The organism is Cognaticolwellia aestuarii, assembly GCF_002000025.1.
In the GTDB taxonomy this organism is placed as follows: Bacteria; Pseudomonadota; Gammaproteobacteria; order Enterobacterales; family Alteromonadaceae; genus Cognaticolwellia; species Cognaticolwellia aestuarii.
Genome location: NZ_MUZV01000008.1, coordinates 144,836 through 160,298 on the forward strand (window position 1 = coordinate 144,836; position 15,463 = coordinate 160,298).

Genomic DNA, 15,463 nt, shown 5'->3' on the forward strand with positions numbered 1-15,463 from the left:
TCTCTATATAATAGGGTAAGGTGAATTAATAAAACGTAACGGCCTTGTTCAGTGCTTCACGCTCTGTTCTGGTATTATTTACTGGCGCACTTTCATCGGCGTAACCAAAAGACATACCAAACAAAATACCGCGATCTTCAGGTAAGTTTAAAAGCTCTCGAACGGGATCGGGGAATTGACCTAACGCACCTTGCATACAATTCGAAATACCATGCTCTGCCATTATCAGTGAAAGGGTTTGAGCATAAATACCTAAATCAACAGCACCCATGATGTCTAAATACTTGTCCATAGTGAAAAAAACGGCATGAGGAGCATCAAAGAATTGCCAATTGCGCACCATCGCCATTTGCCGTGCTTTTTTGTCTTCTCTTGCGATACCTACAGTGCTATAAAGTGCATTGGCTGAGCCAAACTGTCGTTCTCGATGAATACCTGTGTATTGTGCTGCCCAATTGAAGTCTGGGTTGGGCGCAGCTCCACTCATCAGTATTTCGATAAATTTTGTTGTCAGATCTGTTTTAGTTTGTCCTGAAACTACACATGCTTGCCAAGGTTGGACATTACAGTTTGAAGGGGAAAGTTGAGCATTTTCAAAAATACGCTGTAATGTTTCTGTTGCTACAGGCTTATCGAGAAAAGCACGAACTGAGTGACGAGCTTTTAAAATTGATTCAATAGGCATATCAAGGACTCTTAAATTATTGATGATTAGTAGGGGTTAAAGGTTGAATTACATTGGTTTATAAAGACCATGCCTGAATTGACAACAGCAAAAATAATAACGTGTGTTGTTGCCAATTCAGCTGAGTGATAACTTAAAACTCGTAGGTTAGCGTGGCACCGAAAGTACGTGGTTGATTCGGGTAACCGTTAAAACTACCGGCCTGAATTGGTGGCGGAAATGACGATAAGAAATATTCATCGTTATTTAAGTTACGCACCCAAACTTGTAGGCCGAGACCATTATTAAAGTTAACTCCAGCACTGGCATTAAAAGTACCAACTTCACGTGTGATTGATTCAGGCACATTTTCTGCAATATGTACTTTACTCTCATAAAGGTAATCGGTACGTGCGTAACCATAGGCGCCATTATCAAATTCGAAGTTATAGGTAATGCCGGCAGTAATACTTTGTTCATGTATACCTGCTGGCTTTTCGCCTGATAAATCTACTGGGCCGTCTAAACCTGATGCACCTTTAAAAGAATCATAGATAGGGTCTAAGAAAGTACCGGCTAGGGTGAAAGACCAGCTGTCATTAGGATTATAAACTGAATCAAACTCTATACCTTTAGTGCTTTGTTTGCCCGCATTGGCAAGTACATAGCCGGTGCCGATAAACAATGATGATTGGAAGCCATCTATGGTTTGGTCAAATACCGTAACGTTAAAGGCACCTTGACTAAAACGTGCTTTCATACCAAGTTCATAAACTGTTGCTTCTTCTGGTGATGCATATCGACCACCATAAATTTGGTTTGGTTTGGCAATTCCGGCTGCCTCTATTGCTGATTTATCGTTGATAAATGGAGTAGCGTTACGCGATAAATTCCAAGACGTTGCTTTAAATCCCGTCGCAGCTGATGCAAATAGATTAATATTTTCGTTGAGCTCGTAAGCTAAGCGCATCGACCAAGTAGTTTTACTGTCATCAGATTCATGCTCCTCAACAGCATTAGGTAAACCTAGCATTGGTGGTAGAAACTGTAAGCCTTTCAATGTTGGTACCGCAGGAGCAAGTTGCGGAATAAAGCCAATAGGTACACCAAAGACAGTGTTTTCAGTATCTAAATCTAAGCTTGAAAGGACGTCGCTGTGGTTTTGAGTGATAGTGACTTCTTTTTCATCTTTGGTATAACTGACGCCAAAAATAGCCGTTAAGTTGTCAGAAATATGATAGTCAAAGTTAGCAAATAATGAATAAGCATCATTTTCTTGTGTAAACTCAGAATTTACTGCTGATTCACTCGAGAAAAAGGTACCCGGTGCTAAGCCATAAGCACCTTCAATACCACCTAGTAAACCTGGTGCTCCACCTGCAGCTAATAAAACATCAAAGTAGCTTCTAATGTCATTGCCATAACTAAGGGTGTCGCCGGTGTCGACTTCTTCTTTAAATATGAAGGCACCCACCATCCATTCAAATTGTTGTATACCTGTTGAGGTTAAACGAAACTCTTGGGTAAAAGTATCAATGTCGGTGTGACCATCTTCACTTAAAATATCTAAAGAGGTGTAATCGATATCATTGTCAAAACCAGATTTATTATTACGAAACGCGGTAATTGAGGTAAAAGAAAAACGTTCATATTCTATGTCAACTTGAACAGAAACACCGCCGTCTTCAACACTATTAGTTGGGTCTGTATTTAATGAAGATTCATAGGCAAAAGGTGTACTATCATCAAGAACAATCCCTCCCAACGCCTGAACAGCGCCAGTTGTTGGACCATTGATAATGTCTGCCACAGTACAACAAGCCTCTTCTATTTCACTATAATCAGCAATGACTCTGATGGTGGTATCTTGAGTGAGCTCATATAGCGCTTGTCCACGAATATTCCAACGGTCACGATCGTTAATTTCATCTAATCCAACCACACTGTCAGTATAGCCATCTCGGGTATTAAAGCCGCCAGATAAGCTTAAGGCCAAGGTATCAGACACGCCATTTGTTACATAACCTTTTACTGTTCGCTGGTTAAAATTAGCAATACCTAATTCAATTTTACTTTCAAGATCAAATGATGGCGCCATCGTACGAACATTGATAACACCCGCTGAAGCATTTTTACCAAATAAAGTACTTTGTGGGCCACTGAGTACCTCGATTTGTTGCAATCGCGGTAAGTCACCAATTTGAGCAGCTGCGCGTGAACGATATACGCCATCAACAAACACACCAACGGATGGTTCAATACCGGTATTATTAGTACCGTTACCAAAACCACGAATGGCGAAATTAGTATTTACTGAGCGTTGTAAGGGTGTTACTCGTAAAGTTGGCACAAGTGTTTGCAGATCATTCATGTCCATAACTTTAGTTTGTTCTATTGCTTTACTATTTACCACGGTAACGGCAACGGGTGACTCTTGTAAGCCTTTCAAGCGTTTAGATGCGGTTACAAAAATTCTTTCTATATCTTTGTCTGCTTTATCTGCCGCTAATTCTGCTTCAGCTTCTTGAGCACTTGCTGTTGCTGTGATTGCACCGATAATGGCAAACGCTAGCAGTGACTGCTTAAAAGTTTTTGCTGTATTATTCATTTCTTTCCCCAATACTAACTGATAGTTACTATGTTATTTAACACATTGTTTTTTATAGAATATGTTTGACGCTTAAGCGTTCTTATTTCTAACCTGTAAGTATATAATGTTGTGTAATTAAAGCGGTTTTATTACCAATAGGGCATGAAGCAGTAAACTCACTAAGCCTTACTTATGCATAACCTGCTGATACTTAACTGAACATTTAATCACCAATTCATGCTAAGTCTAGTCATTAAATTAAACCAATCGATTGTTTTGATGGAGAACTATTCTTTAAATGAATAATGCGGTGATATAGGACAATTTAGCCGCTAAGTTGGCAATTAATTGCTTGATTAAATGAATAATAATGTTTATTTACTGATTATTTAAAAAATAGTTTTGAGAACTAAAATAGTTGTTTATAATTAAGTTGAATATATGGTTATAAGTATTATTCATTTGGATAATACTTGTGAGTGATTTAGCATGCAGTATTAGACAATGTTATTTGTGTGAAGAAATCATCCAAATAGTCAATTGACCATATTACCCAGAAATAATTATTTGGAGAACCACATGCTTGAATATAAAGCACCCATTCGTGATGTAAAGTTTGTAATGCAAGAGTTGCTTGATTGTGAAAGTCACTATCAACATTTAGGTTATGAAGATGCAAGTACAGATATGGTTGATGCCATTATTGGTGAGGCCGCGAAATTAACCGAACAAGTTGTTGCGCCGTTAAATCAAATTGGCGATCAACAAGGTTGTACATGGACCGATGGCGTTGTAACTACACCCGATGGTTTTAAAGAAGCGTATCAACAATATGTTGAAGGTGGTTGGCCGACACTATCTCAGTCGGAAGAGTTTGGTGGCCAAGGTTTACCACACTCTCTTAATATTAGTATTGCTGAGCTATTTTCAAGTGCAAATCATAGTTTTGCGATGTATCCAGGCTTAAGCCATGGTGCATTAGCTACGATTGAAGCGCACGGTACAGTAACTCAAAAACAACAGTTTATGCCAAAACTTGTCGAAGGCAACTGGACAGGCACTATGTGTTTAACAGAGCCGCATTGTGGAACTGACTTAGGCATGTTGCGCACCAAAGCAGAATTAAATGAAGACGGCAGTTACTCTTTAACGGGTACGAAAATTTTTATCTCCGCTGGTGAGCATGATTTGTCTGATAACATTGTTCATATTGTTATTGCCCGTATCCCTGGTGCACCAGAAGGTAACAAAGGCATTTCTTTATTTATTGTACCTAAGTTTAATGTTAATGATGATGGCACTATCGCAGATAGAAATGGCGTAAACTGTGGTTCAATCGAACATAAAATGGGTATCAATGGTAATGCGACATGTGTGATCAATTTTGATAGCGCTAAAGGCCATTTAATTGGTGAACCTAATCGTGGTCTTAAATGCATGTTTACCTTTATGAATGCCGCCCGTATTGGTGTAGCAAGTGAAGGTGTTGCCGCTGCTGAAGCGTCATTTCAAGGGGCACTAGCCTATGCTAAAGATCGCTTACAAATGCGTTCGATCAGTGGTGTAAAAAATCCTGATGGACCAGCTGATCCCATTATTGTTCACCCTGATGTACGTAGAATGTTGCTAACACAGAAATCAATTGCTGAGGGCGGTCGTGCACTTGTGTCATATCTCGCACAACTTGTTGATATTGGTCATGCTGAAAAAGATGCGTCGGTTAAAGCTGATGCAGAAACTAAGCTAGCGTTATTAACACCCATCGCAAAAGCCTTCCTTTCTGAATTAGGTTTTGAATGTACCAGCCATGGTGTGCAAATTTTCGGTGGTCATGGCTTTATCAAAGAGTGGGGCATGGAACAATTAATGCGTGATACCAAAATTAGTTGTTTATATGAAGGTACTACCGGTATTCAGGCATTAGATTTACTTGCGCGTAAAATTATCGGTACTCAAGGTGAAGTATTAAAGCCTTTTGCTAAAGATGTAAGCGTTTTCTGTCAAGAAAATATCGACAATGCTGAAATGGCTGAGTTCATTCAACCTATCATGGCTTACGCGAAAGAATGGCATGATCTTACGACGATGATTGGCGCTAAAGCGATGAAAAATCCAGATGAAATTGGTGGTGCATCGGTTGATTACTTAATGTTCTCAGGTTATGTCACTTTAGCGTACTTCTGGGCGAAAATGGCGAAAGTTGCACAAACTAAGCTCGCACAGGGCACAGAAGATACTGCTTTCTATCAAGCGAAAATTAAAACAGCACAGTTTTTCATTCAACGTATGTTGCCTCGTGCGAAAGGTCATGCTGCTTGTATAAGCAATGGCGTTGATTCGATGATGGCATTAGATAGCGAAGACTTTGTTTTTTAGCTCGATAGCTGATTTTGACTAAGTATTAAAGTCATAAAAATAAGCCGTAAAAAAAGCCCGTTACATAAGTAATGGGCTTTTTTATCATGAATACGTTAACGATATTTTAAGATATCATGGCTTTAAATGTTAGTCTTAGCGCTACTTTCCATTGGTGGTAGCATACCTTTTAGCAAGCGACCAAAAATATCGGCTCCGGTGATAATACGTTTACTTTCACCCCATATCAGTAAGACATCGTGTTCTATTACGCCATCAAAGTTTTGATCAACAGAGGTATTGACTTTCATTTTTAAAATGGCTTCATTTAAAGATGTGCTTTCATCAGTGATCACCACAGGTCGATGGCAATAATTGTACGGGTCGAAGTTTTCTGATTGGAATAAAGCACTACGTAAAAAACCATCCGCATCAATCACTAATAAGGGGTCTCCTTCAAGGTTGGTTAATACCACCCAACTATAACCTGATTGATTGAGCATAGTGAGAAAGGGATCATCAGCACCGGAATAACTATCCGGTAAAATAGGTAAATCAAGTTTTGTTGGTAAGGCAATAATGGAATTAGGATCAATAATCTCACCTTCTTCTGTCACTTTAATTTCATCTAAAGCAAAAAAGTTAAGGGCGCCAATACCCTCAACATGGTTTAAATCTGCTTCTTCGGCGCGAATATGCTCTTTAATAATATTGCCTAGTTCACTCTCGCCTAAATAGGTAATACCTTCTTTTCCTAACCAGGCGTCCAGTATTAATGCGCTTGGCTTAGTAACGGGATATAACAAAAATTGATAAAAACGTATAATGGGTGAAAGCATACTGCCCATTTTTAATGCATTACGTGAAAAATAAGCTTGTGGGGTTATTTCACCCACCACAGTAATTACGATTGTCGAGAATAAAAACGCGCCAACACCAGCAAGCACTGAGTCTGATAGCATGGTCAATAATACATTTATGCCGACATTCCCCCACAAAATGGTGGCTAATAAAAAGTTAGAGTCGTTTCTTAGTGCCAGGACTTTTTTAGCGGCTTTATTGCCTTTATTGGCTTCTACTTCTAGCTGTAAGCGACTCAGCGAGAAAAAGGCTAAATTCAAACCAGAAAAAATGGCTGACTGCGATATACAAAATGCAATTGCAATCCAAGTGATTGTTTCTACGGGCATTACTTAATTCCTGTTATAAATATCAAACCGGCTAAAACCGTGAATATTTTAGCGGATTGCTCTGACTTGTTTAAAGCAGCAATAAGCTGCCTAATCCTAAAAATACAACGAAGCCGACAATATCGGTTACCGTCGTTAAAATAACCGCACCTGATAAAGCAGGGTCAATGTTCAATCGGTTTAATAATGCCGGAATCATGACGCCAGATGCGGCGGCGGTCAATAAATTTAATAATATTGCCAAAGCTATCACTAAACTTAGTACCAAACTATCAAACCAAACAAAAGTGATTAACCCGATCACCAGCGACCAAATTAAGCCATTGAGTGCGCCAACTTTGAGTTCTTTACGTAGTAATACTTTTCGGTTTAAATCGGTTATTTGACCTAAAGCAAGACCGCGGACAATCACCGTTAAGGTTTGGCTACCAGAAACACCACCCATTGAGGCAACTACCGGCATTAATACTGCTAATGCCACGACTTGTTGTAATGTTGCTTCGAAAAAACCAATGAACCAGGAGGCTAAAAAGGCGGTTAATAAGTTAATACCCAACCAAATACCACGGTTTTTCGCACTGGTTCGTACGCTAGAAAACAAATCCTCGTCACTGCTTAAACCAGCAGCGGTAGTAATTTGCTCACTTTGTGACTCTTGCTTAACTTGATAAGCCGTTTCTATTGTAAAGCGGCCAAGAAAACGTTCATCGTCATCAACAACAGGAAGCGACATTTTGCCTGATAATATAACGGCTTCAGCTGCGAGAGTGAGCTCTTCGTTGGCATTTAGTCTGACTATTTCTGGGCAAAAAAGCTCCTTCAAAGTTCCTTCAGCGTTATTTGGTAATAGGGTATTAATAGCAATAGTACCGGTTAAAATCCCTTCCTTATTTACCGCGTAAAAGTCTTCGGTATAGGGCGCAAGTCCTTTGTGTAAAAGTAATTGAGCACTAGTGATTTTAAGTTTTTCTGAAATACGAACATAGTTATAATCTAGCCAATGACCGACGCTGTCGACACTAAATTGTTGTGCTTGTTGATACAGCTTACGTTGTGAATCATCTAAGTGCTTTATGGCATATTTTAATAGCCGACTAGGGATTTCTTCGGCAATTTCGATGACATCGTCAACATCTAGCTGTGCTAATAACTCGAAACATTCGTCGTCAGTTAATGACTCGATCAGACTTGTTCTAGTTGCTTGCCCCATATCTACAAAGGCAGATCTTTGGATTTCTTCAGGGTAAGTTGCCCAAACACTTAAGCGCTTATCTTGTGGCAATGCCTCAATGAGTAAAGAAAACTGTTCTGGCGCCAGAGTATCAATGGCGTTAGACATAATTTCAGCGATTTGTGCAGTGTGCTCGGAAATTAATATGTCGTCGATAACTAAGGATAATTTGTCTATAGTGTTTTCTAACATTGAATTATCCTTAAAAGTGTCGTCAAAACACTTTGGTTTGTTATTTTAAGTAATTGTTTAATGGTCATTTGTCTTATATTTAGCGGGTATCGTTTTTTTTTGTTTAACGTTAGGTATTAATCGGTTTTATGCGTATTTAGCATTAAGTGTATTACAATCAAGAGAAATTAAGTTAACTTTAATAACAAGTTGATTAAGTTATTTCACACTCAGCGAAAATTAAGCCGATAAAGCAACAATAACGTGAGTAATTAAATTCCGTTGTTGTTTATTAAATAATTGACATAATGTCAGTAATTGAAAATATTAAGTAATGTACAGTCTTAATATTTAACGAGTCATTACTGAATTTTACGTAGTCGTCAAAACAGAGTTCACAAAACATCCCTTCATATGTTGGGGATATTGAGAGTGTAAAATGATTAAATGTATGTTGATTTCACCCACTGACAAAACACTGTTTGGTGGCCGTGAATTAATAGAACAATGGCAAAAAGATGAGCAATCAACGCTTTGGATAGATTTAGATAATGTTGAATTGGAGGAAGAAAAGCAGTTATTAACCAACTTTAACTGTCATCCATTGGCTATCAGCGATGCTCAACGAGAGCGCCATCCGCCGAAAATAGAGTTGTTTAAAGATTATATTTTTATGTTGTATCGCGGCATAGTGGCGAATGACGACGGCTTACGCTTTGGTCATTTACAAATCAGTATGTTTATCGGAAAACGTTTGTTAATTACTCGTCATCCACAAAGCTCACTGGCGATAAATGAACTTTTTAATCAAAGTAGTGAAAAATATCTTAAACGTAGTCCAATTCATATGGCGTTAAGGCTTTTTCATTGCAGTTGTGGTTATTACCTTAAAGAGCTTTTTACCTTTGAAGCTGAACTGGAAAAAATAGAAGATAAATTTCAGTTAAGTGGTAATGATCGCATGATGAAGCAAATCACCTCACATCGCTCACAGTTGGTGAAAATAAGGCGTACTTTCAATTATCATGTCAGTATGGGCGATACATTAAAAGCCTTTGTCGATGATGATGATACCGATTTGATCACAGATAAAGAAATCCATACGGTTAATGATTTACGTGAGCGTTTAGACCGTCTTTTGAGTCTTTCACAAATGTATTATGATATTTGTGGTGATTTAATTAACGGTTATATGTCAGTAACTTCACATCAACTTAATGCCACCATGCGGGTATTAACAGTGATCACTGCCTTGTTTGTACCTTTAACTTTCCTGGCCGGTATCTATGGAATGAACTTTGAACATATTCCGGAATTGAAAGCTGAAAATGGTTATTTTATATTATTGTTCGTTATGGCGGTGATCTCAGTTGTATTATTGATAGTATTTAAGAAGAAACGCTGGTTATAAATGAGCTTTACCAGCAGCCCAAGACAAAGATGATGTAGTCAGCTGCTGATGACCTGACACACTTTTAAGTGTTGCGCTCAATAAAATACCAGGTTTTGCTTATTTAATGATTTTTGCCAATAAAATCGTCATAATTGCCCTAGACCGTGAAATTTAAACGGCCAAGCAGCCATGGATAACTATTGAAACAACTGAATTACCGATACCCGATTTACCCATTCATTATATGCTTAATGCTTTTGAGCGCTTTTAAAGTGCAGTCAGCCCAAGAGCATGAACTTTCGGGCACATCTATTACGATAAATGGTGTTGATGCATCCTTAAAAACCAATATTTTGAGAAACCTAAATAGTACAGATAACGTGATTCCGTTATCTGTTTTAGGCTTTCCCCAATCAGATGATTATATTTTGAATAAAGCTCGTAGTGCGCTACAAGCATTAGGCTATTATCAGCCGATATTAGCATTAGCTGATGAGCCCCAAAGTGATAAAATCATTAAAATACTCACCATTGATCTAAAGTCACCGGTGCGTTGGCATCAGGTTGATATCAAGCTAAATTGTCAGAATGAGCTGCCAGAATTATCACAACTTGTTAGTAAACATCCTTTTAGCCAAGGCAAGGTGGTTAACCATGGAGACTATAGCCAGTTTAAGGCTACACTACAGCGCCAAGCACAAGAATTGGGTTTACTTAATGCCAGCTTTAGTCGAAGTGTCCTAAACGTTGATGTTACACAGCATATTGCTAATGTTGCGTGGACGTTTGACTGTGGTGCTCGCTACATTATCAATAAAGTAAATATTGATGGTACTGTACTATCACATGATCTAGTTAATCGTTATTCGAAAATCCGTCCAGGGCAAAATTATAATCAACCTGATATTATTTCAAGCCAGCAAGCCCTTAATCGTTCTGGATTTTTTAAATCTGTAGTCGTTGAACAGACCATAGATCACGCGACTGAAACTGTTGATATCAGCCTTTCTATTGCTGACACAGAAAAGTATGAGTTAAAAACCTTGTTAGGCTATGGTACCGACAGCGGAGGAAAGTTAGGCGTAAGCTGGAAAAACAGGCGAGTAAATAACCAAGCACATCAATATATTGCCGCCTTAGATTTAAACAAAGTAAAATTAGATAAAGCAGATATTCATGCCACATTCCAATACCAAATACCGTTAGAAAAAGCCTCCAGCCAGTGGATTAACTTACTGAGTTATCAGATAAAGAATGAAGAAATAGGTCGCAGTGAAATTTTCACCTTAGAGTCGATGCTTGCCAATAAAATTAATGATCATTGGACTAGCCAATGGTCCATTGTGATGGCCCAAGAGCAGTTACAATCTGATGCTGATGTTAGTAGCAGTTTGGAGTATATAGTGCCGTCATGGCAGCTGAATTATTACAGTGTTACCGATCCCTTTTCTGCTACTCAAGGTTGGCGCTGGCAAAGCATATTTCGTTTTAGTGGTGAGCAGATCAGTGATCCCAATATTACTTTCTTACAAACGGATCAACGCATCAAGCGCATTTGGTCAATCAATGAGGATTGGCGGGTATTATTACGAGCACGTATTGGCACTACCTTGATGGATACTGAAGACTTTAATCGCTCTATGCCATCTAACTATCGTTTTTTTGCTGGCGGAGATGTTTCTGTTAGAGGCTATAAACATCAAAGCTTGTCACCCGTTGCTGACAGTGTTTTGCTTGGTGGTAAACATTTGATCGCTTCGAGTATCGAACTTGATTACTTATTTAAAGAGGACTTTCGTTGGGCCGTATTTACTGACCAAGGTAATGCTTTTAATGATTGGCAGGACTGGAAACTACATAAATCTGTTGGCACAGGTTTACGCTGGGTCACGCCCGTTGGCGCTATTCGCTTTGATGTTGCTAAAGCACTTGATGGTAATAAAGATTGGCGTGTTCATGTCACGATAGGGCCGGATTTATGACAGAAATGAAAAAAAGTCGGTTACTTAAAAGCACAAGTTTAACTATTACGGTGTTGCTAGCGCTGATATTGCTAATGTTGTCTTGGCTTTATAGCTCTGAATCTGGCTTGCAATGGTTAACGGCACGTCTGTTACCCTATCAGCCTGCGGGGTTAACTATCGGTAAAGTCACTGGTACGCTTGAGTCAGGTATTTATTTAACTGATTTAACTTGGCAGCAAGATCAGCAAGAAATACAGGCAACGGGTCTAGAGGTTAACTGCCAATGGTGGCATTTAATTGATGGGTTAATCTCTTGTGAAAGCTTAGCCCTGAGCTCTTTAATAGTATCGAGCAGCGAAGATACCAGCAATCAATCGCAAGACATTCCTTGGCCTGAACTAAATACAATAGTCTTACCTATTGCCGCAAAGGTTAAAAAAGTCACTATTAATGATGTCCGATACAATAAACGCTCACCTGAGGCAGCCATTAATTATCATGTTCGTAAGCTAAGCGCGAAAAAATTTACTTTACTGCGCAGTAAAGTCAGTGTTGCAAGCTTAGCATTGACCTATGAAGGACATGAACTTAAAGCATCTGGCTCTGTAGATATGCGAAAGCGCTGGCAACATGTACTGGATTTTAGCGTATTAGGTCCTCAACTTTCTCTTCAGGCCACGTCCAAAGGTAGTATTAATAAAGGCGCGCAACTAACGTTACAGCTAGCGTCGCCAAACCAAGCGACATTAACTACGGATTGGTTTTTACAACAAGGGCTTTTTTTAGAGCATGGTTTACTCATTGCGCCCGAACAAGCAGTGAATTTAGGTAAAACGTCGGCATTTTTGCAACAAGCAAAAGCAACATTTGCACTTGCTTGGCCGACGTTAACTTCAACGATTCAAGCACAGGCAAAATGGCAAGCATTTGAAAATATTCAACTAGATATAGATACTGAACTGGCGAATATTCTTGATTGGCAAATGAATACTCAAAGTACTATGCAGTTGAAAAGCGAGTTAAATGAACAAGCACTTTCGGCTACATTGCCGCCAGTTATTGCTCATAGCGCACCTGATAATGCGCCAGTATGGCCAGTAAAAGCAAACCTAGACATGGCTATTAATCAAGGCGCTTTTACTTTCAACAGTCGTGAGTTGAAAATAGGAGAGCTAACCGCAGCAGTGCAAGCTGAATTTGATGTTAATCAGCCAACAGCAGAAAGTTTTTTAGTAAAAGGGCAAATCAATGGTGATAACTTAACACTCAGTGACAGTGTTAAGTTTTTAGGTGTAGATGTTAATTGGCTGATAAAAAAACAACAAGCACAATGGCAAATCACCAGTAATGGCAATATAGCTGAATTAGCATTATCAGATGTTAGTGGTAAAAAATTACATTGGGCACTCGATTTTAGTGATCAATGGCAGGCTGAATTTAAAGCTGACTCGCTTAATATTCATGATATTGATGTGGCCTCAGCAGCAGTAACACTAACCGGTTTACCTTCGCAACATCAAGCAGTCGTTAAGGCAAATATTGCTGATAATACTGCGATTAATTTAACCTTTGATGGCCAATTACGCTCTCCAAACAAGGAAGCCTTCACCGTTAGTCGTGATTTTATGTCGGCTATTTGGCAGATCGATCAATTAGCGCTTAGTGCGAAAACACAACAACAAAACTTATCTTTACTGGCAGAGCAATTAACACTTAGTCAAGCGCAACAAACGATCAAAAATCTATGTTTAACGGGTCATGGCAGTTTATGTGTTAATGGCGAAAATAAGCATGATCAATGGCAAGCAAACTTAGTGTTTGACCAATGGTCAATATTACCCGCCTTAAACAACATTAACGCTTGGTTGCCAAGGTATTCTGCACAGTTCCCACAACAAGTCTCGGGGACAATAACCGGCAAGCTCAGTGCCTTGGGTCAGGCTGAAAAACTGCAAAATGTTAGCGCAAATTTATCGATACCTCGCTTAAAATGGCAAACATCCGATATTCAATTGCAAGGTGCAAACATTACCCTAAATAGTGAACAACATGAGCAAAACTTTGCTTTAAAAACGCAATGGCAAAGTATTCATACAAGTTTACAGCTACCTGAGTTTACATCAGAAATAGTCATGCCTTCGGGAGACGTTACATTTTCATATCATGCAGATGGAAAACTCGGCTTTAAGCTACAGCAACCCGATACGGTTATTGATATTGCCACTGAAGAAAGTGCAGGTGTAGCGAAAAATTCCCAACGTTTATTGACCATTCCATTAGTCGCACTGACAGGTCAATGGCAACAGGATAAAATAAGCACTGACTTAAGCATACTTTTACCGGTAGAAGATAAAATAACCGCAAAGTTAACCAGTGCTTGGCCATTGGCTGATAACGCTAATATTTCAGGGGATTTATGGCTGAATTTGCAGCAATTTGACTGGCTTAAAAACTGGCAAAAACGTATTGATAAAATTGATATGAGTTTAGTTCAAGACTTTAGCTTAGCAGGGACATGGCAACAGCCATTATTTGAAGGTAAAGGGGCGTTAGACATTGAACATTTAGCCATTGATGAATACGGCTTAGATATTCGTAACAGCAAAATTAAGCTCACCAGTGCTCAAGATCGCATTGAACTGTTAGGTAAATTGCAAAACCCACAGGGAGAACTTAGCATTACTGGACAAGCTAAGTTGTCTGCGCCGATTAAAGCTGATTTAACGATTGAAGGACAGCAAGTTACTTTAGTTAATAGCAATGACAATAAACTGATTGTTTCGCCTACCTTACAAGCTAATTATCAACAGCAGCAACTCAAGATTGATGGACATGTGTTGGTCGATCAAGCAGATATAAAAATAGCCTCTTTACCTAAGTCAGCAGTCAGTGTTTCTCAGGACCAAGTTATTGTCGGTGAAAAACAGGTGCAATCAAGAGACAGTGGGCTTGATTATAATGTTGCACTAACAATCACCGCAGGAGATAACGTTAAAATTAGTGGCTTTGGTTTATCAAGTGAGATACAAGGCAATATTACTTCCAGTGTTATTTCTGGCCAGCCATTAAGCCTTAATGGTCGATTAGAATTAAAAAATGGTGAGTTTCAGGCATATAAGCAAATTCTTACTATTGAACAAGGGCAGTTATTGTTTCTTGGCGCCCCAGAAAATCCTAGCATACAGTTTCGAGCTGTTCGTGTAGTTGATGATATTAAGGTCGGTATTATTGCTGATGGCACCATACAATATCCCCGTCTTACTTTATTTTCTGAGCCAGCGATGGCTGATGAAAATGTACTATCTTTGTTGATCACCGGCCGTAATTTAGATTCTTTGACTAAACAAGAGGGCAATGCATTAACCAGTGCGGCAATTAGTTTAGGTGTTGATAGTGCAAATAAGTTAGTACAAAAAATAGGAGAACAATTAGGTTTGAAAGATGTGGCATTTACCAGTAAAAATGGCACTAATGGTAATAGCACGCGAGTGGATATAGCAGCAAAAATAAATGAACGTTTAAACGTTGGTTACGGGACGAGTATTGACTCTGACAATAGCATACAAGCTGGTTGGGTTATCGAATATAAACTTTCGCCCAATATTTCGTTTGAAGCCACCAGCGGTGAAGAGATAAGTGCCAACATTAATTATAAAAAGCAGTATTCGCCGAGCAAAAGCAAAAGCAAAAATAAAGACAGTGATGATAACAGCGACAAAACGACTGATGATCAAAGTGATAAACTTGAAGATAAACAACAACCTTAGTGTCTCATTTCGCTGCGAATAAACAATTGCGCGCTATGATTGAAGGTCAGTGTGATTTTTATTTTTTGTCATTTTTTCATTAATTATTAAAACTTACTTAGTTAGCTATTGTTTAGGGTATTTGTCAACACAGCAAAT

8 protein-coding genes are annotated in these 15,463 nt (G+C 38.8%); 4 read left to right on the plus strand and 4 right to left on the minus strand.

What is annotated here, in order from left to right; all coding sequences use genetic code 11:
- Positions 1-25 precede the first annotated feature (25 nt).
- Both B0169_RS13575 and B0169_RS13580 read right to left on the minus strand, forming a co-directional pair.
- Positions 26-685 carry a nitroreductase gene (locus B0169_RS13575; protein WP_077286635.1) on the minus strand — a complete coding sequence of 220 codons (660 nt, stop codon included), beginning with the start codon at positions 683-685 and terminating at the stop codon, positions 26-28.
- 133 nt (positions 686-818) lie between these two features.
- Entirely contained in the window at positions 819-3,272 is a 2,454-nt protein-coding gene (locus B0169_RS13580) for a TonB-dependent receptor (RefSeq protein ID WP_077286637.1), read from the minus strand.
- Positions 3,273-3,833: 561 nt separating this feature from the next.
- Between B0169_RS13580 and B0169_RS13585 the strand changes: the two genes are divergently transcribed.
- Positions 3,834-5,630 (plus strand): acyl-CoA dehydrogenase C-terminal domain-containing protein, encoded by a 1,797-nt coding sequence (locus B0169_RS13585; RefSeq protein WP_077286639.1) that lies wholly within the window; start codon positions 3,834-3,836, stop codon positions 5,628-5,630.
- A gap of 122 nt (positions 5,631-5,752) precedes the next feature.
- Here B0169_RS13585 and B0169_RS13590 read toward each other — a convergent pair whose 3' ends face one another.
- Positions 5,753-6,799 (minus strand): DUF21 domain-containing protein, encoded by a 1,047-nt coding sequence (locus tag B0169_RS13590; protein WP_077286641.1) that lies wholly within the window; start codon positions 6,797-6,799, stop codon positions 5,753-5,755.
- 70 nt (positions 6,800-6,869) lie between these two features.
- A complete protein-coding gene (locus B0169_RS13595) occupies positions 6,870-8,222 on the minus strand; it encodes a magnesium transporter (protein WP_077286643.1) in 1,353 nt (450 codons plus the stop codon).
- A gap of 418 nt (positions 8,223-8,640) precedes the next feature.
- Between B0169_RS13595 and B0169_RS13600 the strand changes: the two genes are divergently transcribed.
- The 3 genes from B0169_RS13600 to B0169_RS13610 all read left to right on the plus strand — a co-directional run bounded on the left by B0169_RS13600 (position 8,641) and on the right by B0169_RS13610 (position 15,325).
- Complete coding sequence (locus B0169_RS13600; protein ID WP_077286645.1) at positions 8,641-9,612, plus strand: magnesium transporter CorA family protein; 972 nt, start codon at positions 8,641-8,643, stop codon at positions 9,610-9,612.
- Between the two features lie 239 nt (positions 9,613-9,851).
- The gene (locus B0169_RS13605; protein WP_158077093.1) at positions 9,852-11,576 is read left to right on the plus strand and encodes an autotransporter assembly complex protein TamA; all 1,725 of its coding nucleotides are present in this window, start codon (positions 9,852-9,854) and stop codon (positions 11,574-11,576) included.
- Positions 11,573-15,325, plus strand: coding sequence for a translocation/assembly module TamB domain-containing protein (locus B0169_RS13610; RefSeq protein ID WP_077286649.1), 3,753 nt, complete (start codon positions 11,573-11,575; stop codon positions 15,323-15,325). The genes B0169_RS13605 and B0169_RS13610 overlap by 4 nt, the downstream gene beginning before the upstream one ends.
- The last annotated feature ends 138 nt before the right edge of the window (positions 15,326-15,463 follow it).